The 23,317-nt window shown below is 37.8% G+C and carries 24 protein-coding genes; 16 read left to right on the top strand and 8 right to left on the bottom strand.

Features of this window, described 5'->3' with window-relative positions; genetic code table 11:
• Nucleotides 1–111: 111 nt before the first annotated feature.
• Together ACW2QC_RS12250 and bshB2 are read left to right on the top strand one after the other, a co-directional pair.
• Nucleotides 112–465 carry a YojF family protein gene (locus ACW2QC_RS12250; RefSeq protein WP_457544262.1) on the top strand — a complete coding sequence of 118 codons (354 nt, stop codon included), beginning with the start codon at nucleotides 112–114 and terminating at the stop codon, nucleotides 463–465.
• 32 nt (nucleotides 466–497) lie between these two features.
• Nucleotides 498–1,163 (top strand): bacillithiol biosynthesis deacetylase BshB2, encoded by a 666-nt coding sequence (gene bshB2, locus ACW2QC_RS12255; RefSeq protein WP_457544263.1) that lies wholly within the window; start codon nucleotides 498–500, stop codon nucleotides 1,161–1,163.
• A 425-nt stretch (nucleotides 1,164–1,588) separates the two neighbouring features.
• Here the strand turns inward: bshB2 and ACW2QC_RS12260 are convergent, their stop codons facing one another.
• On the bottom strand, nucleotides 1,589–1,786 hold the full coding sequence (locus ACW2QC_RS12260) for a PspC domain-containing protein (protein ID WP_106496691.1): 198 nt from the start codon (nucleotides 1,784–1,786) through the stop codon (nucleotides 1,589–1,591).
• A 450-nt stretch (nucleotides 1,787–2,236) separates the two neighbouring features.
• On the opposite strand from ACW2QC_RS12260, the gene hprK reads away from it, so the two are divergent.
• From hprK to ACW2QC_RS12330, 14 genes are all read left to right on the top strand, one after another.
• Nucleotides 2,237–3,172, top strand: coding sequence for an HPr(Ser) kinase/phosphatase (gene hprK, locus ACW2QC_RS12265; RefSeq protein WP_457544264.1), 936 nt, complete (start codon nucleotides 2,237–2,239; stop codon nucleotides 3,170–3,172).
• An 11-nt stretch (nucleotides 3,173–3,183) separates the two neighbouring features.
• Nucleotides 3,184–4,023 carry a prolipoprotein diacylglyceryl transferase gene (gene lgt, locus ACW2QC_RS12270; protein WP_457544265.1) on the top strand — a complete coding sequence of 280 codons (840 nt, stop codon included), beginning with the start codon at nucleotides 3,184–3,186 and terminating at the stop codon, nucleotides 4,021–4,023.
• A 28-nt stretch (nucleotides 4,024–4,051) separates the two neighbouring features.
• The gene (locus tag ACW2QC_RS12275; protein WP_457544266.1) at nucleotides 4,052–5,011 is read left to right on the top strand and encodes a nucleoside recognition domain-containing protein; all 960 of its coding nucleotides are present in this window, start codon (nucleotides 4,052–4,054) and stop codon (nucleotides 5,009–5,011) included.
• Complete coding sequence (gene ppaX, locus ACW2QC_RS12280) at nucleotides 4,986–5,621, top strand: pyrophosphatase PpaX (RefSeq protein ID WP_457544267.1); 636 nt, start codon at nucleotides 4,986–4,988, stop codon at nucleotides 5,619–5,621. The genes ACW2QC_RS12275 and ppaX overlap by 26 nt, the downstream gene beginning before the upstream one ends.
• A 3-nt stretch (nucleotides 5,622–5,624) precedes the next feature.
• On the top strand, nucleotides 5,625–6,146 hold the full coding sequence (locus ACW2QC_RS12285) for an acyltransferase (protein ID WP_457544268.1): 522 nt from the start codon (nucleotides 5,625–5,627) through the stop codon (nucleotides 6,144–6,146).
• A 167-nt stretch (nucleotides 6,147–6,313) separates the two neighbouring features.
• On the top strand, nucleotides 6,314–7,804 hold the full coding sequence (glpK, locus tag ACW2QC_RS12290; RefSeq protein WP_457544269.1) for a glycerol kinase GlpK: 1,491 nt from the start codon (nucleotides 6,314–6,316) through the stop codon (nucleotides 7,802–7,804).
• A 254-nt stretch (nucleotides 7,805–8,058) separates the two neighbouring features.
• On the top strand, nucleotides 8,059–9,720 hold the full coding sequence (locus tag ACW2QC_RS12295) for a glycerol-3-phosphate dehydrogenase/oxidase (RefSeq protein WP_457544270.1): 1,662 nt from the start codon (nucleotides 8,059–8,061) through the stop codon (nucleotides 9,718–9,720).
• Between the two features lie 202 nt (nucleotides 9,721–9,922).
• Nucleotides 9,923–10,927 (top strand): tetratricopeptide repeat protein, encoded by a 1,005-nt coding sequence (locus ACW2QC_RS12300; protein WP_457544271.1) that lies wholly within the window; start codon nucleotides 9,923–9,925, stop codon nucleotides 10,925–10,927.
• Between the two features lie 88 nt (nucleotides 10,928–11,015).
• Entirely contained in the window at nucleotides 11,016–11,969 is a 954-nt protein-coding gene (gene trxB, locus ACW2QC_RS12305; protein WP_457544272.1) for a thioredoxin-disulfide reductase, read from the top strand.
• Nucleotides 11,970–12,235: 266 nt separating this feature from the next.
• The gene (locus ACW2QC_RS12310; protein ID WP_457544273.1) at nucleotides 12,236–12,700 is read left to right on the top strand and encodes an NUDIX domain-containing protein; all 465 of its coding nucleotides are present in this window, start codon (nucleotides 12,236–12,238) and stop codon (nucleotides 12,698–12,700) included.
• Nucleotides 12,701–12,721: 21 nt separating this feature from the next.
• Complete coding sequence (gene rapZ, locus ACW2QC_RS12315) at nucleotides 12,722–13,606, top strand: RNase adapter RapZ (protein WP_457544308.1); 885 nt, start codon at nucleotides 12,722–12,724, stop codon at nucleotides 13,604–13,606.
• Nucleotides 13,603–14,562, top strand: a complete 960-nt coding sequence (locus tag ACW2QC_RS12320) for a gluconeogenesis factor YvcK family protein (RefSeq protein WP_457544274.1) — start codon at nucleotides 13,603–13,605, stop codon at nucleotides 14,560–14,562. The genes rapZ and ACW2QC_RS12320 overlap by 4 nt, the downstream gene beginning before the upstream one ends.
• 32 nt (nucleotides 14,563–14,594) lie before the next feature.
• Nucleotides 14,595–15,542: a DNA-binding protein WhiA gene (gene whiA / locus ACW2QC_RS12325; RefSeq protein ID WP_457544275.1), complete on the top strand. Its 948-nt coding sequence runs from the start codon at nucleotides 14,595–14,597 to the stop codon at nucleotides 15,540–15,542.
• 260 nt (nucleotides 15,543–15,802) lie between these two features.
• Nucleotides 15,803–16,063 carry an HPr family phosphocarrier protein gene (locus ACW2QC_RS12330; protein ID WP_457544309.1) on the top strand — a complete coding sequence of 87 codons (261 nt, stop codon included), beginning with the start codon at nucleotides 15,803–15,805 and terminating at the stop codon, nucleotides 16,061–16,063.
• A gap of 71 nt (nucleotides 16,064–16,134) precedes the next feature.
• Here the strand turns inward: ACW2QC_RS12330 and clpP are convergent, their stop codons facing one another.
• From clpP to ACW2QC_RS12365, 7 genes are all read right to left on the bottom strand, one after another.
• Nucleotides 16,135–16,725: an ATP-dependent Clp endopeptidase proteolytic subunit ClpP gene (clpP, locus tag ACW2QC_RS12335; RefSeq protein WP_457544276.1), complete on the bottom strand. Its 591-nt coding sequence runs from the start codon at nucleotides 16,723–16,725 to the stop codon at nucleotides 16,135–16,137.
• A gap of 167 nt (nucleotides 16,726–16,892) precedes the next feature.
• Nucleotides 16,893–17,504: a response regulator gene (locus tag ACW2QC_RS12340; RefSeq protein WP_457544277.1), complete on the bottom strand. Its 612-nt coding sequence runs from the start codon at nucleotides 17,502–17,504 to the stop codon at nucleotides 16,893–16,895.
• A complete protein-coding gene (locus tag ACW2QC_RS12345) occupies nucleotides 17,476–18,870 on the bottom strand; it encodes a sensor histidine kinase (protein WP_457544278.1) in 1,395 nt (464 codons plus the stop codon). The genes ACW2QC_RS12340 and ACW2QC_RS12345 overlap by 29 nt, the downstream gene beginning before the upstream one ends.
• Nucleotides 18,871–18,900: 30 nt before the next feature.
• The gene (locus tag ACW2QC_RS12350; protein ID WP_457544279.1) at nucleotides 18,901–19,491 is read right to left on the bottom strand and encodes a DUF6305 family protein; all 591 of its coding nucleotides are present in this window, start codon (nucleotides 19,489–19,491) and stop codon (nucleotides 18,901–18,903) included.
• A gap of 98 nt (nucleotides 19,492–19,589) precedes the next feature.
• Nucleotides 19,590–20,501 carry a nickel transporter permease gene (gene nikC, locus ACW2QC_RS12355; RefSeq protein WP_457544280.1) on the bottom strand — a complete coding sequence of 304 codons (912 nt, stop codon included), beginning with the start codon at nucleotides 20,499–20,501 and terminating at the stop codon, nucleotides 19,590–19,592.
• A gap of 58 nt (nucleotides 20,502–20,559) precedes the next feature.
• Nucleotides 20,560–21,564 (bottom strand): ABC transporter permease, encoded by a 1,005-nt coding sequence (locus ACW2QC_RS12360; protein WP_457544281.1) that lies wholly within the window; start codon nucleotides 21,562–21,564, stop codon nucleotides 20,560–20,562.
• 107 nt (nucleotides 21,565–21,671) lie between these two features.
• Nucleotides 21,672–23,309: an ABC transporter substrate-binding protein gene (locus ACW2QC_RS12365; RefSeq protein ID WP_457544282.1), complete on the bottom strand. Its 1,638-nt coding sequence runs from the start codon at nucleotides 23,307–23,309 to the stop codon at nucleotides 21,672–21,674.
• Nucleotides 23,310–23,317: the final 8 nt, after the last annotated feature.

Raw genomic sequence — 23,317 nt, forward strand, 5'->3', positions numbered from 1 at the left:
ACCTTCGCTGAATCAATTAATCTAACGAAATCGGTAAGCGGTCAAATTTTTTGACGCATTCCCTTCATTTAGGTAATGTAAAAAGAGAAGTTTCTGGAGAGGAGCAAAGCAATGAAACCAATTGAAATCGAAAAAGTACAAGAAACATTTGAACGTTTTATTAATAAAGACGTCTATGTACATTTAGAAACAACCAATGGTGCATATGCAAGTCATTTTGATGATAAAGCATACAATGTTGGAGCCTATATTCGTAATGCTAAAGTGAAATTTTCCCAGGCAAAAATTGTTGGTGACGGAAAAGCATATCGTGCTGGACTAAAAATGGAATTTGGTTGGATATATGCTGAAGGATTAACGGATTGGATGATACAGGGAGATAATCAGTTACTACTAGCTGGACATGATCGTGAAGGACGTTTAATGGTATCGCTAGAAGTTAGTGAGACACCATTTCGATATTGAAAATCGCATTTCTAGAGGGGATAGGTGATAAAATGGAAAAACATGTTGTTGTTATATACCCGCATCCAGATGATGAATCGTTTGGTGCAGCAGGAACAATTGCGGAATTTCGTGAACAGGGTGTACCTGTTACATACTTATGTGGAACATTGGGTGAAATGGGTCGCAACATGGGGAAACCTACATTTGCCAATCGCGAAACATTACCGGAGATTCGTAAGGAAGAGTTAATAAATGCATGTAAGGCACTTGATGTTGAATTACGAATGCTTGGCTATCGTGATAAAACAATCGAATTTGAGGATCGTCACAAAGTTGCCCACCATCTAAAAGGCATTTTAGAAGAAATTCAACCAAGTCTTGTGATCACCCATTATCCTGGATATGCAGTACATCCTGATCATAATGCGTTAGGTGCAGCCGCCATTGAAGCTGTTCGGCTGATGGATGAGGATACGCGTCCAACTGTATGGGCACAAGCAATTTCAAATGATTCTGCTGACGAATTAGGTAAGCCTGATGTGAAAAATGATGTTACGGGCGCTTTTGATAAAAAGTTAGCAGCTATTTCAGCACATAAATCACAGGCTTTCGGTATTATGGACCAGTTTAGAGAGAGTCAAGAAGATGATGCAGCAGTAAATGAAGGTGCAAAAAAGGTACTAGGTAAAGAGCAATTTTATATATGGAAGTACTAGGATCAGATCCAGGAAAATGATAGGTTACCGATTATGGTAACCTATTATACTTTTTACAGGCTGTTTTATTTGTTTTATCACAATAGATATAAACTGCAACGTAACTAACGCGGGAACCATCAACCCGAGAGCGGAATCATCGACCTGAGCGCGGGAACATCAACCCAAAAGCAGAATCATCGACCCGAACGCGAAAAACATCGACCTAAAAACAGAAACACCAACCCGAGCCCGCGTATCAAAGCAAAGTGTTTTTCCGTAACGATGATCCAATCTTCATTTCAATTTGTGTCGCTGTGTTGCATTTTCTAACTACGAATTAAAAACAACAAGCATTGCGAAAAAAGTCAACAAAAAATCGCAGGCATTATACCTGCGAAGCATAAATTGGGTCTCGGTGAAATTTCCCCGCCAGCGTAGGAACATTAATGCACCTCACCCTCATTTGGAATAATAATTGTTGCTACAAGGTAAATCAATGACAACGTAAATACACTTGAGATTAAAGCGATAATGAATACAAGTCTTACAATCGTAGCATCTATATTAAAGTATTCGGCAATTCCTCCTAATACTCCCGCAATTTTACGATCCATAATTGATCTGGTTAATCGTTTAGGCATATATTTCGCCTCCTTTTATTGGGACTTTCCTTTTTTATAGCTGATAAAAATCCTAATTATATATACGGTTACCTGTTGCAAAAAGTTTCATTTACAACTGACATATATATTTTTAAAAATCTTTCGTAATGTTTGTTTATTTAATTTCGTAGTTGATAGAGAATGCGAACATTGAAATGAAGATTGGATTATCGTTACAAGAAAATAAGTTACTTTGATACACGTGCTCGGGTCGATGATTCCACGATCGGGTTGATATTTTCGTTTTCAGGCTGATGTTTCCGCGTTAGTTACGTCGCATTTTATATCTATTGTGTAAAGCAACAGTCATTTAGAAAAAAGCCCTTTTGTTTATCCAAGAATTCATCGTAGTGTTTCACTATATTGCATAACAAAAAATGTGCTACAATAAAAAGCAGTTATTGTGTGTTTGACTGGAGGTACCATTATATGGAAAAAGTACGTACAAAAGATTTATTGGCAAATTTTAATTTGACACTTGTTGCTGGGGAAGATGGGATACATAGAGAAATTACGACAAGTGATATCTCCCGTCCAGGAATTGAAATGACGGGATATTTTAAGTATTATCCAAAAGAGCGCTTACAACTTATTGGGAAAACAGAGATGGCCTATTTTTTGGATTTGACAGATGAACAGAAGAGAGATCGGGTAGAAAAGCTGTGCACAGATATTACACCAGGAATTGTCGTCAGTAGGGGGATGGATATCCCAGAAGTGTTAATTGATGCTGCCAATAAATCTGGTGTACCTATTCTACATTCACCTAGAAAAACTACACGGGTGATTAGTAGATTAACCAACTATCTTGAAGCAAAATTCGCACCATTTACGGCTATTCATGGTGTGCTTGTAGATATTTATGGTGTAGGGGTACTTATAACGGGGCAAAGTGGTGTTGGTAAAAGTGAAACTGCACTTGAACTGGTAAAACGTGGTCATCGCCTGGTAGCGGACGATAGTGTAGAAATCCGTCAAGAAGATTACGATAGTTTGATTGGTAATGCACCAGCCTTAATTGAACATTTGCTGGAAATTCGCGGGCTGGGAATCATTAATGTTATGACATTATTTGGCGCAGGTGCAGTACGCAGCTACAAAAAAATCTCATTAATCATTAATTTGGAATTATGGGATGAGAAAAAACAATATGATCGGCTTGGTTTGGATGAGGAAACAATGAAAATTATGGATGTAAAGCTTCCAAAAGCGACCGTTCCTGTTCGTCCAGGGAGAAATCTTGCTGTTATTATTGAAGTTGCAGCGATGAACTTTCGCTTAAAACGAATGGGTGTTAATGCAGCAGAAGAGTTTTCCGAGAGGTTAACAACCATGATTGATCAGGAAAAAGATGGCATGGAATAGGAGTGATTTTTGTGACTTGTAGTGCACCTACACTGGATCGTGTGTTTTTAGAAATAGGTCCATTAACCATTTACTGGTATGGGGTCATTATTGCATTTGGTGCCTTTTTAGGACTATATTTGGCAACTAGGGAGTCAGACCGACTTGGGCTGAAAAAAGATTTAGTCGTGGATCTAGTTGTATTTGCGATCCCTATTGCGATTATATGTGCCCGCATCTATTACGTGATTTTTGAATGGGAACAATATGAAGGTGGAACATGGTGGGATGTTTTTGCCATTTGGAATGGCGGGATTGCAATTCATGGGGCATTAATTGGTGCTGTGTTGACTGCGATCGTATTCTCACGAGTGAAGAAAGTATCGTTTTGGCAGCTGGCAGATGTTCTTGCTCCGGGTATTATATTAGGGCAGGCAATTGGTCGCTGGGGTAATTTTATGAATCAGGAGGCACATGGCGGCCCAATTACAGAAGCTACATATAATAGTTTTCATCAATATTTACCTGATTTTATTATGAATCAGATGTGTATTGATGGGATCATGTATCACCCAACATTTTTATATGAATCATTTTGGGATATTCTTGTGTTTATCTTCTTGTTATTCTTGCGTAGATTCAATCCAGTTCGTGGTGAAGTGTTCTTAAGTTACGCGATGACGTATTCTGTTGGTCGTTTCTTTATCGAAGGAATGCGTACAGATAGCCTAGTATCTGGAGGACTGCGCGCCGCACAAGTGATTTCTATTGTTATCATCGTAGTGGGTATTGCGTTAATTATCTATCGTCGAAAATCTGGGATGGCTAAGTATCGTTACGATGGTACAAAAATAAAACCGAAAAAGAAATAAACAGTTTTCTTAAAGGAGGAATGATGCATTGACTGGAATTTTTTATCGTGGTCTTCGTCAAGGGGCACATGTTACCTTTACATTAGGAAAAGTCATCTTTCCGATTACCTTGATTGTAACAATTCTACAATATACATCGATACTACCATGGATTATTAAGCAGCTAAGCCCTGTTATGGGTTTTATCGGTCTTCCTGGTGAAGCAGCAGTACCATTAGTGCTGGGAAACTCATTGAATTTATATGCGGGAATTGCAGCAATTGTGTCATTTGATTTCTCTATTAAAGAAGTGTTTATTTTAGCAGTTATGCTGTCATTCTCACATAATTTATTTATTGAATCGACAGTTGCTGCTAAGGTGGGTGTCAGTGGCTGGTTGATATCCGGTATTCGAATTGTTCTTGCCCTAATTGCTGCTGTTATCATAAATTTGCTATGGTCTGGCGGTGCCGAACCTGCACAATATGGCTTTATTTCACCATCTGAGCGAGCTTTAAATGGATGGTTTGAAATCATTAGTCAAGGGGTCCAGACGGCAATCGTTGCGGTAGCGCAATTAGCATTAATTGTCATACCACTCATGATCATCATGCAATTTTTGCGGGAAAAAGGCTTTTTAACCAAATTATCGAATGGTTTGGCTCCATTCACAAAATTGCTTGGTATGGAAAAAAACACGTCTATGACACTTGTAGCGGGGTTAACAATTGGGTTAGCCTATGGTGCAGGTTTAATGATCCAAGCGGTAAAAGAAGACGGTGTTTCGAAAAGGGATATGTACTTGGCGTTGATTTTTTTAGTATCTTGTCATGCTGTTGTGGAAGATACCGTTATATTTATTCCGCTGGGGATACCGGTTTGGCCATTGCTTGTAATTCGACTAATAACGGCAATATTACTAACAATCACCATCTCTTTTTTGTGGAAACGACCAGAATATTACAAAAGGAAGGAAACATCACATGAGCACTCATACAATACTCTTTGATCTTGATGGTACATTGATTGATACGAATGAATTAATTATTGCTTCTTTCAAGCATACGTTTGATTACTATGGGAAAAATTTTACACGAGAAAAAGCGATTGAATTTATTGGACCTCCATTAAAAGAATCGTTTGAAACCTTGGATCCATCGCAAGCAGATGCAATGGTGGAAACATATCGTCAGCACAATTTACAACATCATGATGAATATGTCACTGCTTTCCCTTATGTAATAGAAACACTGGAACGTTTAAAGGAGCAAGGCATCCAACTTGGTGTTGTGACAACCAAAATGTGGCATACAGTTGAGAAAGGATTGAAGTTGACTAGTATGGATCACTTTTTTGATACCGTTATAACACTTGATGATGTCACACATGCAAAACCACACCCAGAGCCAATTATCAAAGCAATGCATGAGCTGGATGCAAAAGTAGAATCAACATTAATGGTTGGAGACAATTCACATGATATCGAAGCAGGACAGAATGCAGGGGTTCAAACAGCTGGTGTTGCTTGGTCATTAAAAGGAAAAGAGATGTTAGAAAGATATCACCCAACCTATATATTGGACGATTTCAGAGATTTACTATCGATTTTAGGGGTGTGAGTCATGCGTAACACGAACCGATATCAGGTAAACAAAGCAAATTCATTGTGGCAAATTTACCAGACTGTTCCTTTCTGGAAAGTGATGAAAAATTTCATTGTGATTCAGTTAGCACGTTACACCCCATTTTTGACAATGAAAAATTGGCTGTATCGGACGTTTTTACGTATGGAAGTAGGCAGACAAACCGCTTTTGCCTTGATGGTTATGCCAGATGTGATGTTTCCCGAAAAAATAACGGTTGGAAGCAATAGTATTATTGGTTATAATACAACGATTTTAGCGCATGAATATTTGATTAAGGAATATCGGATTGGTAGGGTCATAATTGGTGATGAGGTTATGATTGGAGCAAATTCGACAATTCTGCCGGGGGTTACAATTGGTGATCAGGCAATTGTCTCTGCGGGTACACTTGTGCATAAAGATGTTCCAGCTGGGTCATTCGTTGGTGGAAATCCAATGCGTTTGATATATACGAAGGAAGAAATGGAGAAGCGGATGATGGAAGATGCTGATACGTGATTCGTATTATTATAAATGATAAAAATTCTATTCCAATGTCATACTAACAATGGAATAGAATTTTCTGCGTTATAATATAGGTGAATAGTAGTATGTATAAAATAGCAGAAAAATGGAACGGACGTTAGGAATGATCGAGAAAATAAAGTAAATAGGGAGGAATTTCAATGGATACGTATATTTTGGCACTTGATCAAGGCACAACGAGTTCACGTGCCATATTATTTAATCATCATGGGGAGATTGTCGAGACTGGACAGAAGGAATTTGAGCAATTCTTTGAAAAGCCTGGTTGGGTTGAACACAATGCGAATGAAATCTGGACATCGATCTTAGCGTGTATTACAGATGTGTTACGGAAATCTGATGTTGAACCAGAGCAAATAGCAGGGATTGGGATCACGAATCAGCGAGAAACGACTGTTGTATGGGATAAAAATACCGGTAAGCCAATATACAAAGCGATTGTTTGGCAATCTAAGCAAACAACGGATATTTGTAAAGAACTAAGAGAACAAGGTTACAATGATCTGTTTCGTGATAAAACTGGATTATTAATCGATCCATATTTTGCAGGCACAAAGGTTAAATGGATTTTGGATAATGTGGAAGGTGCACGGGAAAAGGCAGATAATGGTGACTTATTATTTGGAACAATTGATACATGGCTTGTTTACAAATTGACTGGTGGGCAAAAACATATTACGGACTACTCAAATGCTTCCCGGACGTTAATGTACAATATCTATGATCTGCAATGGGATGATGAATTGCTAGATATTCTTGGTGTACCGAAGTTAATGCTACCAGAAGTGAAACAGTCATCGGAAGTGTATGGAAAAACGGCCGACTACCACTTTTTCGGACATGAAGTACCAATTGCAGGCATTGCCGGTGACCAGCAAGCGGCATTATTTGGTCAGGCATGCTTTGAAAAAGGGATGGCGAAAAACACCTATGGAACTGGCGGATTTATGCTGATGAATACCGGTGATGAAGGTGTAAAATCAGACAATGGCTTATTAACGACACTAGCATGGGGTGTTGATGGAAAAGTAGAATATGCATTGGAAGGGAGTATTTTTGTAGCTGGTTCGGCGATACAATGGTTACGTGATGGCCTACAAATAATTGATAATTCGCCGGAGAGTGAATCATTGGCAAAGGCGGTAGATTCAACAGAGGGTGTATATGTTGTCCCCGCATTTGTTGGTTTAGGTACTCCGTATTGGGATAGTGATGTACGTGGTGCGGTCTTTGGCCTTACGCGTGGTACAACGAAAGAACACTTTGTCAGAGCTACATTAGAGTCGCTTGCTTACCAAACGCGTGATGTGGTAGATGCGATGATTGCCGACTCCGGAATTGATTTGAAAACGCTTCGGGTTGATGGTGGAGCAGTTGAAAATAACTTCCTTATGCAATTCCAAAGTAATATGCTGGGCGTTTCAGTTGAACGACCTGTTATTAATGAAACAACTGCACTTGGTGCTGCGTACTTAGCAGGGTTAGCGGTTGGATATTGGGAAAGTAAAGAAGAAATTGCTGAACAGTGGAAAATGGATCATACATTTGAAGGAAAAATTAATGAAAACCAACGTGAGCAACTGTATGATGGATGGAAAAAAGCAGTTAAAGCGGCACAGGCTTTTAAGTAAAATCCTTTGCGAAAAGCAAAAGATATGATATGATACAAATAAGTTAATACATGGGACGGAGAAATGGAGAAACCACAAAACACAAATGGTGAAAATCATTTGTGTGTTTTGTGGTTTTTTTGTGTGTATCTGGTCCCAAAATTTGGTAGACTTTGAATACGCAATTTAAAAGAAATTCCATTTAGAATACATGAATTTCCTAATAAGCGGGTAATGATATCTTGAGAGTGGAATTTTAGGGGAGTGAATGGAAAATGACGAATTTTTCAAGTTTTAAACGTAATGATATTTATAAAAAATTAACTGAAAAGCCACTGGATGTATTTGTTATTGGTGGTGGAATAACCGGTTCTGGAATAGCACTAGATGCCGTGACACGTGGTTTATCAACAGGTGTTATTGAAATGCAAGACTTTGCAGCAGGTACTTCCAGCCGCTCGACAAAGCTTGTTCATGGTGGATTACGCTATTTACAACAATTCGAAGTGAAAATGGTTGCTGAAGTCGGAAAAGAACGGGCAATCGTTTATGAAAATGGTCCACATGTAACAACACCAGAATGGATGATGTTACCATTTCATAAAGGTGGTTCGTTTGGCCCGTTTACAACAAATATCGGCTTACGGGTATATGATTTTCTTGCTGGCGTTAAAAAAGGGGAACGGCGGAAAATGTTAAGTCCGGAAAAAGCATTGCAAAAAGAACCACTTATTAAAAAAGAGGAATTAAAAGGGGCTGGCTATTACGTAGAATATAAAACAGATGATGCCAGATTAACCATTGAAGTAATGAAAAAAGCAGTTCAAAAAGGTGCGCATGCGATCAATTATGCGAAGGCTACTGATTTTATTTATGGTGAATCCGGAAAAATAGTTGGTGTAGTAGTTAGTGATCAGCTTACAGGTGAAACTTATAACGTGTATGCGAAAAAAATCGTCAATGCTTGTGGGCCTTGGGTTGATGATCTACGTGAAATCGATGGTTCTAAACAAGGTAAATCGTTGCATCTAACGAAAGGTGTCCATTTGGTATTTCCTAAAAAACGGTTTCCATTACAACAAGCGATTTATTTTGATGCACCTGATGGCCGGATGATTTTTGCTATCCCGAGAGATAACAAGACATATGTTGGAACAACTGATACGAGTTATGAAGGAAATATTGCACATCCAACAATGACAGTAGAAGACCGAGATTATTTAATTGATGCAATTAATTATATGTTTCCTTCCCTTGAAATGAAAGCTGAAGATATCGAATCGAGTTGGGCGGGGTTACGTCCGTTAATCGCTGAAGAGGGAAAAAACCCTGATGAAATTTCCCGTAAAGACGAAATTTTCATCTCCGACTCTGGCTTGATTTCGATGGCTGGTGGTAAATTAACCGGATATCGTAAAATGGCGGAACAGGCAGTAAATACTGTGGTAAAACAATTAAAAGACGAGGAAGGGATTCTATACTCTAAATCAGAAACCCTTAATTTACCGATTTCGGGTGGCGAAGTTGGCGGTTCAAATGGATACAAACGCTTCAAGGATCGGAAGGTAAAAGAGGCTGTTGCTTTAAAAATAGATGAAGAAACAGCGCAAATGCTAGTTAAGAAATACGGATCAAACATCGATACCATTTTTGAGCTGTATCAAGAAAAACAAGAGGAAGCGAAGAAAGTAGCTATTGATCCAGTGGTTTTTGCACAGCTTATTTATGCACTAGAGTACGAATTAACATATAAACCAGTTGACTTCTTTATTCGTCGAACAGGAGCATTATTTTTCGACATTAATTGGGTTCGAACTCATAAAGATAATGTAATTGCCTACATGGCGGAAGCATTGCACTGGAGTGAGAAACAAAAAGAAACGTATCAAAATCAATTAGATGAATTACTTCATGAAGCGGTAACCCCAGATAAATAATGTTCGTTATAACTTCTATCTTACAAAAAAGGTAGAAGTTTTTCATTTTGTTTTTAAAAGCAATCCCTTTCAATGGATAAATATGATATACTTTGATCTAGCCTAAATAAGAAGTAGGTAGCTGACGTTACTGTTAAAGCAGTTATGTCAGCTTTAGTGCTTGTATAGTATTATGTATGTATGAAGAAACAGGGGGATAAGTGTGCAACATTTAGAGAATAATATCGTAAAGAGTAGACAAAATAATGTTCTCCCTTTTATTCCTGAAGGTGACTTTTATTTTACAAAAGGTGTGGAAGCCTTCCGCAAAAGAAAATTTGATATTGCTTTGAAGTGGTTAAAAAAAGCAATTGAACAAAAGCCAAATGATCCGTTGTACAAATGTCAAATGTCTATTATTTATACGGAAATTGGTTCGTACCATGCTGCAAATCAATTGTTAACAAATGTATTGCAATCTACTGGTGATCAGTATATGGATTGTTACTATTTATTAGCAAATAATTACGCACATTTAGGATTACTGAATGATGCAAAAAAATACGCGGAATCATATCTTACTATTGAACCTGAAGGCGATTTTAGTGAAGAAGCCAAAAGTTTGCTACATTTAATTGATATAGATGAAGAAGATGAAGATGATTGGGATCTGGAAGAAGAGGATGAACTTCTAATTTACCAAGAAACGGTTTTTTATCATATGGAAAATAATGAATGGGACAAAGCAATGCCAATAATCGAGGAGATGCTTACATTATTTCCTGAACACAAACAGGCAAAACATGATTATGCACAGGCATTATTTTATACCGGGTTTCGGGAAAAAGCGATTCAACTTGAACTTGACATATTGCAAGACGAACCCGATTCATTAGTCAGTCATTCGAATTTGGCGGTTTTTTATTGCGAACTTGATCAGAAGGTTGAATGTGAAAAACATATTCAGTCGTTACAAAATGTATATCCGATTCAAGAACAGCAAAAATTACGAATAGCAGTTACACTTGCTAGAACAGGAATGTATCGTGAAGCAGTAATGCGTTTTCGCACACTTGTTAAGCGAGTTGTAAAAAATCATCCTTCATATTATAGATGGTTCAGTATTGCAAGTTATCATGAAGGAGATCAGGCAAAAGCAATGTCATTATGGAAAGAGGGCTGTCGACAACATTCGGTGCTAGCTAATGAAAAGGAACCGTGGTTATAAAGATTTGAGCAGAAAAATAGACGAAATGAACCGATTCTTATACGATTAAGTTGGCTGAACAATAATAGAGAAAAGGGGCTGAAATTCAATGTCCGAAGAACGTATGTATGATGTTATCATTGCCGGAGCAGGACCTGCTGGTATGACAGCGGCTGTTTATGCTTCACGGGCAGATTTAGACACATTAATGATTGAACGAGGAATCCCAGGTGGCCAGATGGCTAACACAGAAGATGTAGAGAACTACCCTGGGTATGAGCATATTTTAGGGCCGGATTTATCAAATAAAATGTTCGAGCATGCTAAAAAGTTTGGTGCCGAATATGCTTATGGTGACATTAAAGATGTTGAGGACCATGGCGATTACAAATTAGTAAAAGCAGGAAAACATGAATATAAAACACGTGCACTTATTATTACAACGGGTGCTCAATATAAAAAGTTAGGTATTCCAGGTGAAGAAGAATTAGGCGGTCGTGGTGTATCTTATTGTGCCGTTTGCGATGGGGCATTTTTTAAAGGAAAAGACCTTGTTGTTGTCGGTGGTGGGGATTCTGCTGTTGAAGAAGGTATTTATTTAACACGCTTTGCCAATAAGGTGACTATTATTCATCGCCGTGATGAATTACGTGCACAAAAGATTATCCAACAACGAGCATTTGACAATGAAAAAATTGAGTTTATTTGGGATACGGTTGTTGATACAATCAATGGCCCTGAAGGAAAAGTAAGTAGTGTTTCACTAAATAATAAAAAATCCGGCGAAAAAAATGAATTTGCTGCAGATGGTGTGTTTATTTATATTGGTATGGTACCGCTTAGCGAATCATTTAAATCATTAGGAGTAACCAATGACGATGGCTATATTCCAACAAATGAAAACATGGAAACAAGTGTACCAGGTGTTTTTGCAGCGGGAGATATTCGCGAAAAAGAACTTCGACAAATTGTAACAGCAACTGGTGATGGAAGTATTGCAGCACAATCAGCACAAAGTTACATTGAGGATTTGCTTGAAGAACTGAAAGCAGCAAAATCATAATAAAAACAAGTAATTGCATTTTAACGCTGTTGTAACATGCTCGAAACAATTTTGGGGTATAATATAATTAACTAATTGACCCCCTTTTAATAGATAAATTAGTTTTTTTGCAGAGGTGCTTGTCGCCTCTGTCTTTTTTTATGTTTGTCCAATTCTGTCGGGTTCATTAGTAAAAAAATCCCTTTCAATCATATCCTTGTTGCTAAGGAAAAATTCATTGTATAATAGAGATAATGTTTTTTATAAATTAATGAGGTGCAATGCATATGCAACGCGTGACAAACTGCATATTAATCAATAACAAAAAGGTTTTAGTAATAAAAAAGCCTCGACGTGGCTGGTATGCGATTCCTGGAGGAAAAATGGAGCAAGGTGAATCCATCAAGGAATCAGTAACAAGGGAGTTTTACGAAGAAACAGCTTTAACGTTGATCAATCCGAATTTAGCTGGCGTCTTTACCTTCAGTGTTTTTGAAAACGAGGCTATTACAGAGGAGTGGATGATGTTCACCTTTGTTTCCCATTATTTTAATGGTGAGTTAACAAAGCATTGTAAAGAAGGAGAATTGGAATGGGTTTCTCTTGATCTTGTGCATGAATTACCAATGGCTGAAGGGGATCATCACATTTTCAATCATGTCTTAGCATCAAGTGAAACGTTATATGGATCGTTTGCGTATACAAAAGATTATGAGCTGCTTGATCTACGCCTCGATCCGTCCGCACCATAAGGAGGAGACGCAGTGAACAATATAGATAATAAGGAAACAAGATTAGTTATTATTACTGGTATGTCCGGTGCCGGAAAAACGGTAGCTGTGCAAAGCTTTGAGGATCTTGGTTATTATTGTGTTGATAACCTGCCCCCAGCATTGTTACCAAAGTTCTTAGAATTAATGAAAGATGCAACAAATAGTATTCAACGTGTTGCATTAGTGATGGATTTACGTGGACGTGAATTCTTTGATTCATTAGTTGAAGCATTAGATATTTTGGGTGACGAGGATTGGCTTCAAGAACATATTCTCTTCCTTGATGCGAAAGATGAGTCATTAGTCACTCGATATAAGGAAACACGTCGTTCACATCCGCTTGCAGTCGGTGGATTGCCACTAAATGGCATTAAACAAGAACGGAAAATATTAGATGAATTAAAAGGGAGAGCACAACGCGTAATTGATACAACTAATTTAAAACCACGAGAATTACGCGAAAAAATCCTCCATGCCTATTCAGAGGAAAAACAAGAGATATTTTCTGTTCATATGGTTTCGTTTGGGTTTAAGTACGGGGTACCAATTGATGCTGATTTAGTTTTTGATGTACGGTTTTTGCCAAATCCGCATTATGTTTCACACTTACAGCCATTAACAGGACTGAATCAGGAAGTTTCATCATATGTATTTAAATGGTCAGACACACAAAAGTTCAATGAAAAAGTACTCGATTTACTCCAATTTATGCTGCCACAATATAAAAAAGAGGGTAAGTCACAGCTTGTTGTTGCAATTGGTTGTACGGGTGGCCAGCATCGATCTGTTGCCATTACTGAGTATTTTGCGAAGAGATTATCTTCTGGCTATATTACCCATATTACCCATCGTGATATTGATAAAGGGAAGGGCCATAACATATGAGTAAAAGGACACAACCAAATGTAGTCGTTATCGGTGGTGGAACAGGAATGCCGGTCCTTTTGCGTGGTCTGAAGGATCTGCCAATAAATTTAACTGCACTTGTCACAGTGGCAGATGACGGAGGTAGTACGGGGAGGTTACGTTCGGAAATGGCGATTCCTGCCCCAGGAGACATTCGAAATGTGATTGCCGCTTTATCTGATGCAGAGCCAATGTTGCTTGATTTATTTCAACACCGCTTTGCCAATGGTAATGGTTTATCTGGTCATTCAATGGGTAATTTGTTGCTGGCCGCTATGACTTCTCTTACAGGGGATTTTTATACTGGAATTAAAGAAATTTGTCGTGTACTTAATGTAAAAGGAAATATTTACCCAATATCAAATGAAAGTATGTCGTTACATGCAGAAATGGACGATGGGTCAATTGTGTCTGGTGAATCATCTATTCCATTAGCACATAAAAAAATTAAGCAGGTGTTTTTAGAACCGCAGCCAGTTAAACCATTGCCTAATGCTGTCAGGGCGATTGAACAGGCTGATTTGGTCGTCATTTCACCAGGGAGTTTGTATACAAGTATCATGCCGAATCTTATTATCCCGCAAATAGATGTAGCACTTCGTGAGGCAAAAGGAAATGTGGTCTACGTTTGCAATGTCATGACACAGGCGGGAGAAACAACAGGATATACTGCTAGTGACCATGTGCAAGCTATACATGATCATATTGGTGAGGGCTGTGTGGATTCGATTGTTGTACACAATGAGCCGATTAGTGAGACAGTCCGTGAGATTTATGCAGAAGAAAATGCTGATCCCGTTGTTTATGATACGGATCAGTTACTTGCTATGAATTTGCAGATTGTTGAAGGGGATATTATTGATCATTCCCAAGCAACACTTCGTCACGATACAAATAAAATTGCTGCCTTACTATACTCGATCATTGATCAATAGGTTCCATTAATTGTTAGGCGGAGGTGAATAAATTGTCGTTTGCATCTGAAATTAAAAAGGAATTAACAGCAATGGAGGTAGATGAATGCTGTACGACTGCCGAATTAGCTGCCTTAATTCGCATGAACGGTGCTATCTCGTTATCTAAACAAGATTATACACTTGATGTACAAACAGAAAATGCAGCTATTGCACGCCGTATCTATACATTGATCAAAACTTCTTATTCGTTTCCCGTTGAGTTACTTGTTCGGAAAAAAATGAAGTTGAAAAAAAATAATATTTATATCGTCAGAATGAAAGAAGATGTTCAAGAACTATTATTGGATCTTGATATCTTGAGAGAACCGTATACATTTGTTCGTACGATCTCAAACCAATTTCTAAAGAAGTCTTGCTGTAAAAAATCATATTTACGTGGAGCTTTTTTAGCAGGTGGGTCGATAAATAATCCGGAAACATCATCCTATCATTTAGAGATTTATAATTTTTATCAAGAGCATAATGATGCATTATGTGACTTGCTGAATAGTTTTGATCTGAAAGCGCGTAAGTTGGAACGTAAAAAAGGCTATATTACGTATATCAAAGAAGCTGAAAAGATTACAGAATTTCTTAATATAATTGGTGCACATAACGCATTATTTAAATTTGAGGATGTACGCATTGTTCGCGATATGCGGAATTCGGTCAACCGCTTAGTAAACTGTGAAACAGCTAACTTAAATAAAACAATTGGAGCAGCATTTCGACAGATTGAAAATATTAATCTAATCGAAAAAGCGGTTGGCTTGGAAGTATTACCAGAAAAACTGCGGGAAATAGCAGTTTTGCGTGTCCAACATCAGGATGTTTCGTTAAAAGAGCTTGGGGAACTGGTGTCAAGTGGAAAGATATCAAAATCTGGTGTCAATCACCGGCTAAAAAAAATTGATGAGTATGCTGAGAAAATTCGAAGCGGTGAATTAATCGAAAACTGAATAAGTATTCACTTTAATTAGTTTTCATGGTACAATTGTTGATAATTTATCCTGCCCTAATAAGCAGTATTCTTAAATGAATGAAGTTCTTCCTTGCATCGTGTTCAAGTCCGTAACATTCTACATTTTTAAAATTAGAAATCAACGGACCTGAACATCTTGATTTACACTAACCTCAAGGACTGATGGGTGTTTTACTATTGTTTTGCTTATTAAGAGATATAATGACAGCGTTTACAACATTGGAGAGGATGATCAGAGTGGTTGAGCGATCAGTGACAGTTGAACTTGAAACAGGATTACAGGCAAGGCCTGCAGCACGATTTGTACAGGAGGCAAATCGGTATGGATCACATTTATTTTTAGAAAAGGATGGCAAGCGAATTAACGCGAAAAGTATTATGGGATTAATGAGTTTAGCGATTGGAACAGGGGAAACGATTACGTTAATTGGTGATGGTGCTGATGAAGAGGCTGCGATTACACATTTAGTTACATTTGTTACTGAAACAAAGATGTAATAGACTTGCAAGGCGTTTTTTGCAAATAGAAAAAGAAAATCCCCCGACTGGAATTAGTCAGGGGATTTAAATTATTTATCGTCTTTGCGTTCTAGAACTTTATCAATCAAGCCATATTCTTTTGCTTTTGCTGCAGTCATGAAGTTGTCACGTTCTGTATCACGTTGAATCACTTCTAATGGTTGGCCACTTCGTTCGGCAATGATTTGATTTAGTTTTTCCCGCATTTCTAAAATACGTCTTGTGTGAATTTCAATATCTGTTGCTTGACCTTGTGTACCGCCTAGTGGTTGGTGAATCATTACTTCACTATTTGGTAGTGCATAACGCTTTCCAATTTCGCCGGCAGTTAATAGGAAAGCCCCCATTGATGCTGCCATACCAGTACAGATTGTTGATACATCTGGTTTTATGAACTGCATCGTATCGTATATCGCCATACCAGCTGTAATCGAGCCACCTGGTGAGTTAATATAAATGGAAATGTCCTTTTCAGGATCCTCTGCTTCTAGGAAAAGTAATTGCGCAACAATCGAATTTGCTACGTTATCGTCAATTGCACTTCCTAACATGATGATGCGGTCTTTAAGTAAACGTGAGTAGATATCGTATGCACGTTCTCCACGGTTTGTTTGTTCAATAACTGTAGGTATTAAATTCATGTGTAAATCCTCCTAATTCTTCAAATTGATCCATTTGGATTGGATAGTTTTATCATAACTAATAGGTCAAAAAAGGTCAAACAAAAACGATCGACAAATTTGTTCAATAATAAAATACACCTTCCATCATTCCCGTTTATAAAGAATATAAACCGTCATGCAGGAAGTTAAATAAATTTGTAGGTGTTTTTTGGACGTCCTTTTTTCCCGTATTTCGAAATTACTTCCACTTCACCTTTTCCTTCAAGGTAAATTAAGTAGCGATGTACGGTTTGATAAGCAATCGGCAATGCTTGTTGAATATCATTAATTGTCGAGGGATTATCTTGCTGAATCAAATAATTTTTGATCGACATGAGTGTGGCTTGATTGATTCCTTTATCAACAAATACACTATTTTGATTTTCCGTCAGTCTACCGATTTTCAAGTTGATCCGGATACGTGAAAGTAGGTCGGGAGCTTTAATTGGTTTTAAGGCAAAATCGGTTGCTCCAGCATTAAGAAAGGTATCTGCTATTTCTTGACGTTCATCAACTGTTAACACAATAATTGGCACCGTTTGACTTACATTACGTATTGCTTTTGTCGTTTTTACTCCGTCCCAATCTGGCATGTGATAGTCCAATAAAACAAGGTCAGGGTTCATTTTTGTATACAAATCAATCGCCTGTTTACCTGTCGCTGCTTCTAATACCCCCCAATCTGCATAATGACATATCTCTTTTAATGTAAAACGTATATCTTCATTATCATCGACTATTAGAATGGTTGTACCCATTTACTTTTTCACCCTCTTTATGGATCGGAAGTAAAATATTCATTTGTGTATGGCTTCCAGGAATACTGTTGACCGTAATACTTCCGCAATGATTTTCTACTACCTTTTTGACAAAAGAAAGTCCAATTCCAGATGAGTTTTTTGTGCTGAAACCGTCTTGCCAAATATTTTTTAAATGGGATGACTGGATGCCAGGTCCATTATCTTGTATGCGAAGTAAAATACCACTACCTACTCTTTTGACATGGATGTGAATATATCCTGCTTTTCCGGAAAAAGATGTAATCGCATTTTCTAAAATATTCGAGATAGCACGGGAAAACCGAATTTTATTAACATAGATCGGTGGCACGTTTTCCTGAACATTGATTACTAAATCAACTTGTTGTTCATTCAGATCAAGATGACTTGTAACATATTCCAGTAATTCTTGAACAGGAATTTGCTGCTTGATATTTTCATAGAGAATTTCCGATATCATATCCTTCATTTTTTCTAATGACTTGTCCATGCGGTTGAAATACTCTTGTACATAGGTGTCTGTTGTTGGCTGCATTTTTAAATTTATCAGTGAGGTCAATCCTTCCACCGTTACCAATGGTGTTTTTAAATCATGTACTAATGTATTTATTTCCTGATAAACAGATGATTCAATGAGTGCAATGCGCGTCTCCTTTAATTCTTCTTCTTGCTGTTGATATTTTTTTAATGTGTAAAATTGTTTATTTACAAGATGAATGAGGAAGCTTAAAATGACAGCAATGGTTAGAAAGGCAACAAAAAAGATCGTTGCCAGTGTGTTGTACAATCTATTTTCGGTAAAATAGCTGTCGGCAATTTTAATACTCACCGCCATATCATTAGTCCCAAACCCAAATTGGGACAGTGCAGGAATCAGTTGCAGCCATTCGCTGGCCATTAAAATGAGAAAAAGAACGATTGAAAAAATAAAATAAAAATGCTTTTGCTTCGGTATGTATAGGTTAAGAAGAATAACTGTTCCGATCGTTACCATATGGCCAAGATAGGAAAAGTGTTCATGATAAATTTGGTTAAACAAAGTGATGGCTATCATCGTTATGCTGATAAACAATAAGGAAAAACGAATAGATTCTACCTGTCTCGTAATGGCGTGGGCAAGCAACATGGAACCAAAATAAATGAAAAAGTAAATCAGTACATATTTTGCTATGAAAGCAAAAGCAGTTACCAATAGTTGTCCACTATCATGCATCACGATACTCTCGTTAATGTTGTCACTAATAAATAGGGACCAGTTCGGAATAAAGGTTGGGAACAATTCACCATATGTAAGGAATAGAAGCCCTAGAAAACCAATTAAGGAATAACTTTTTTCTTTGAGCATAATATCAGGCCTTTCTTATAAATATGACCATTATCGAAATGCCGAGTTGAAGGGTGTAGATATATCGTCTAACTGTGTAACCAATGTTGTTGGCACATGATGAGCTTTGAGTGTGGATACTAATTGATTTGGATGTCTTAAATTTTTTAATCCGATATAATAGTCGGCATAAGGAACTGTCTCGTTGAAAAGTTTTATTGTTTCTTTATCCTCACGATGTCCTCCAGAAAGATTAACAAGAATGATCGGCAATTCCATTCGTTTTGATTCTTTTACGATCTGTTCTGTTCGTGATACTTCTTCTACAAAGGATCTAGGGGTTTGCGCCAATCCGTTCGCACTGAACCCAAGGAGAATGACAACACTTTGATAATCATAAAGATCAGTTGCCAAAGCCCGCGGACGATAATCGGCTTCAAGGTTTAGGTTTTCAGCAATTGTTAGCAGTATTGTTCCTTCAGCTGCTTGACCAGCAGATGTGATTAAAATCTTTTCTTCGCCAATCGGTGCTGGAAGATTGGGGTACGTATTTATATGCTTGTCTGCAGAACCATTGAAGGATATGAAAAATAGGATAAATGCGAAAAACACACAAATTAAAACAGGAATATATTTTGTCATCTGGTTACACCTCACTTTTTAAAACAGCCTTTAAAAAAAGAAAAAGGTAAAGCAGTTGCTTTACCTTTAATCATACAATATTATTATCAGAAATGTCACTATTGTTTTAACCTTGGATCTAATGCGTCGCGCAATCCATCACCAAATAGGTTAAATCCAAGGACAACGAAGAAGATAGCGAGTCCCGGAAATGTTACTACCCATGGTGCGTTCTGTAGTGCCGCACGCCCGTCACTTAACATTGCCCCCCATTCGGGTGTTGGTGGTTGCGCTCCAAGACCTAGGAAGCTTAAACCAGCTGCATCTAAGATTGCTGTACCAACACTTAGTGTAGCCTGAACGATTATCGGGGCAACACAATTTGGTAGGACGTGCTGCATTAAAACTCTACCATGTTTAGCTCCAATGGCTTTTGCTGCCTCGATATATTCCGTTTCTTTGACAGATAAAACTGCCGAGCGAACAATTCTGGCAAACTGTGGTACACCAACAATCCCAACGGCTATCATTGCGTTACGTAAGCTGGGACCAAGTACAGCCACAAGAGCAATCGCTAAAAGGATACTAGGAAAAGCCATCATAATATCAATAATTCGCATGATTATCTGGTCGACCCATCGCCCAAAATAGCCAGCTATACCACCTAATAGAACACCAACAATCATCGCGATACCAACAGCAATTACACCAATTTGTATGGAAATGCGTGATCCATACACAATTCGACTGAATATATCACGTCCAAGCTCATCTGTACCAAGTAAATGATCAGACGATGGAGCCATGTATCGATCAATAATATTTTGATCTGTTGGACTATGTGTTGCAATCATTGGCGCAAATATGGCTGTTAAAATGAGTATTAAAATAATACATAACCCAATAAAGGAAGTTTTGCTTTTAATAATTCGCATTAATGAGTCTACCCATAATCGACTTGACTTCGGTTGTTCAGTTTCATTCGTTTTAATGGAGTCCGGATCTGGTATAGGATTTGGTTGAAGTGACATGTATTGCACATCCTTTCATAATAAGAGTTCTGTTTTCAGTAGTTAGAAGGAAATAACATTAATCAAATCGTATCCTTGGATCCACATATTTATAAAGAATGTCAGTTAGTAAATTTACTAAAACGAATATGGTTGCAATAATTAATATGGTGCTTTGTACGACAGGATAATCCCGGCCGAGCACGGCAAGATAGACATAACGTCCTACACCAGGCCATGAAAAAATTGTTTCCGTTAGTACAGCGCCACCAAGCAATAGACCGAATTGCAAGCCGATTACCGTTAACACTGGTAAAAATGCGTTTTTTAATGCGTGCTGAAAGACAACCAGATGCTTTCTAAGTCCCTTTGCACTAGCTGTTCGGATAAAATCTTGACGCATAACTTCTAACATACTTGAACGAGTCATGCGAGCTATAATCGCCATTGGTATAGTTCCAAGTGCAAGACCTGGCATTAATAAATGTAAAAAAGCATCTTTAAAGGCGAGCCAATTACCGGTTAAAATACTATCTAATAAATAAAAATTTGTGATCGTATTAAGTTCAATGCCTGCTGTTAGTCTTCCTGATGGTGGTAAAATATTCAGTTTTACCGAGAACAACCAAATCATCATTAATCCTAACCAGAAAATGGGCAATGATACACCGAATAAAGCGCCAGTCATGCTGATATTGTCAAACCAGGAGTATTGTTTAACAGCAGCAATAACACCAGCTAATATACCGATTACAATGGCAAGAATCATTGCAAAAATTGTTAATTCAATTGTTGCAGGCAATTTATGTAATAGTTCAAATGCAATATTTTCCTTTGATTGGACAGATTCGCCCAAATCACCTTGTAAAATATCCCCTAAAAACCGACCATACTGAACGATATACGGGTCATTTAATCCAAGTTCAGCGCGTAATGATTCGAGCTGGGCTTCAGTCGCCTTTTCACCAAGCATACTTCTGGCGGGGTCACCTGGTATTAAATGAATAAGAGAAAATGTGAGAATGGAGACACCGATCAGCACGGGGATAAGCATGAATAGTCTTCGAATAATGAATTTTAGCATGGTTCGATTCCTCCGTTTAGTTGGAGTTTTCTCCAGAGACCTGTATCTAACTACAGGTCTCTAGAATTTCCCTCCATTAGGAAAATAATTATTTGTTAGAAAAACTGCTATTTAATATCTAAAAAGTTAAATGGTTCACTGCCAGTTGCGTGTGGCACATAATCAACAACACTTTTATTTGCCGCAATTGGTGGTGTTGTATGTGCGATTGGGAACCATGGTGCATCCTCATGAATGATTTCTTGTGCTTTTAAATAAAGCTCTGTACGTTTATCCTGATCCATTTCTGTCTGTGCTTGCTTTAATAAATCATGGATCTCATCACTCTTATAAAAAGCAATGTTTCCTGCTGACCCCATTTTGGCATTGTCTTTGTCCAGTAAAACGTATAAGAAGTTGTCAGGGTCACCATTATCGCCAGTCCAGCCTAAGAATGCCATATCATGTTCACCATTTTCTGTTGCTGCTAAATGGGTATCCCAGTCATTTTCAACTATTTCAACGTTAATATTTACTTCTTTCAACATTTCCTGAATCGCTTGAGCAGTTACTTTCGGTTGTGGCATGTATGGTCTTGGATTAGCAAATGTATATAGCTTTATGTCAAATCCATCCGCATATCCTGCTTCAGCAAGTAATGCTTTTGCTTCTTCTACATCATAGCCATAATCTTCAACATCATCGTTGAATCCCCATAATGATGGTGGAAGTGGGTTTTTAGCTGCTTTTCCAATTCCCTCATACAATGTAATAAGTTTTTCTTTATCAATTGCTAAATTAATTGCCTGGCGTACTAATTTTTCTGTCATTGGCCCTTCTTTTTCTGTGTTCATTGCCATATAGCTCACATTCATCGAAGGCCTGCGAATAATTTGCAAGTTTTCATCATCTTCGGTTGTTTGAATGTCTTGAGGGTTTAGTCCTGTCATCATATCAATTGATCCGGACTGTAACTCCATAAATCTAGCACCATTATCTGGGATGGTACGGAAAATTACTTTATCAACATTGGCAACTTCACCAAAGTAATCCTCGTTCTTCGTAACCGTTATACTGTCATCTGGAACCCATTCATCAAAAACAAATGGTCCCGTTCCAACTGGATTTTTAAAATAGTCTTCACCATACTCCTCAACTGCTTCTGGACTTGCAATACCAAATGGCGGCATCGCTAATGTTTGTAGGAATGGAGCATTTGGTTCCGATAGTGTGATTGTAACCTCGTAGTCACCAGTAGCTTCAACTTTTTCGATAATTCCACCAAGATCATCTTCTGAAGCACCAAACATATAACCATAGTAAATAAATTCGGCTGATGTTGCCCAACGTTCAAAGTTAAATACAACGTCCTCTGCGGAAAAGTCATTACCGTCATGGAATTTAACGTCATCACGTAATTGGAAGGTCCAAGTTAAACCGTCATCTGATACATTCCATTCCGATGCTAAGGCTGGTCGTACTTCTGTGCTTTCTTCTTCATAACGTACTAACGTATCATAGATTTGATTGGTTACATAAATAGATTCGCCATCCGTTACTTTTGATGGATCCAATTGAATGGAATCAGCTCCACGCCCGAATATAAGGGTTTTTTCTCCATCTGTTTCCTCGGCTTTTGCAGTGTCATCTCCACTATCGTCGGACGTATCCGTATCCTTTGAACTTGTATCGCTACTACAAGCACTAACGACTAACGCAATAAATAAAAGTAAAGCAAACAGTGATAGTAAATTACGCTTTTTCATGAATTGTT

This window comes from Virgibacillus sp. FSP13, from assembly GCF_054048505.1.

Excerpts from the sequence above, each read along its gene's own strand:
- ACW2QC_RS12250 (WP_457544262.1), top strand. The coding sequence starts at position 112 with ATGAAACCAATTGAAATCGAAAAAGTACAAGAAACATTTGAACGTTTT.
- bshB2 (WP_457544263.1), top strand. The coding sequence starts at position 498 with ATGGAAAAACATGTTGTTGTTATATACCCGCATCCAGATGATGAATCG.
- ACW2QC_RS12260 (WP_106496691.1), bottom strand. The coding sequence starts at position 1,786 with ATGCCTAAACGATTAACCAGATCAATTATGGATCGTAAAATTGCGGGA.
- hprK (WP_457544264.1), top strand. The coding sequence starts at position 2,237 with ATGGAAAAAGTACGTACAAAAGATTTATTGGCAAATTTTAATTTGACA.
- ppaX (WP_457544267.1), top strand. The coding sequence starts at position 4,986 with ATGAGCACTCATACAATACTCTTTGATCTTGATGGTACATTGATTGAT.
- ACW2QC_RS12285 (WP_457544268.1), top strand. The coding sequence starts at position 5,625 with ATGCGTAACACGAACCGATATCAGGTAAACAAAGCAAATTCATTGTGG.
- glpK (WP_457544269.1), top strand. The coding sequence starts at position 6,314 with ATGGATACGTATATTTTGGCACTTGATCAAGGCACAACGAGTTCACGT.
- ACW2QC_RS12295 (WP_457544270.1), top strand. The coding sequence starts at position 8,059 with ATGACGAATTTTTCAAGTTTTAAACGTAATGATATTTATAAAAAATTA.
- trxB (WP_457544272.1), top strand. The coding sequence starts at position 11,016 with ATGTCCGAAGAACGTATGTATGATGTTATCATTGCCGGAGCAGGACCT.
- ACW2QC_RS12310 (WP_457544273.1), top strand. The coding sequence starts at position 12,236 with ATGCAACGCGTGACAAACTGCATATTAATCAATAACAAAAAGGTTTTA.
- ACW2QC_RS12320 (WP_457544274.1), top strand. The coding sequence starts at position 13,603 with ATGAGTAAAAGGACACAACCAAATGTAGTCGTTATCGGTGGTGGAACA.
- clpP (WP_457544276.1), bottom strand. The coding sequence starts at position 16,725 with ATGAATTTAATACCTACAGTTATTGAACAAACAAACCGTGGAGAACGT.
- ACW2QC_RS12340 (WP_457544277.1), bottom strand. The coding sequence starts at position 17,504 with ATGGGTACAACCATTCTAATAGTCGATGATAATGAAGATATACGTTTT.
- ACW2QC_RS12345 (WP_457544278.1), bottom strand. The coding sequence starts at position 18,870 with ATGCTCAAAGAAAAAAGTTATTCCTTAATTGGTTTTCTAGGGCTTCTA.
- ACW2QC_RS12350 (WP_457544279.1), bottom strand. The coding sequence starts at position 19,491 with ATGACAAAATATATTCCTGTTTTAATTTGTGTGTTTTTCGCATTTATC.
- nikC (WP_457544280.1), bottom strand. The coding sequence starts at position 20,501 with ATGTCACTTCAACCAAATCCTATACCAGATCCGGACTCCATTAAAACG.
- ACW2QC_RS12360 (WP_457544281.1), bottom strand. The coding sequence starts at position 21,564 with ATGCTAAAATTCATTATTCGAAGACTATTCATGCTTATCCCCGTGCTG.
- ACW2QC_RS12365 (WP_457544282.1), bottom strand. The coding sequence starts at position 23,309 with ATGAAAAAGCGTAATTTACTATCACTGTTTGCTTTACTTTTATTTATT.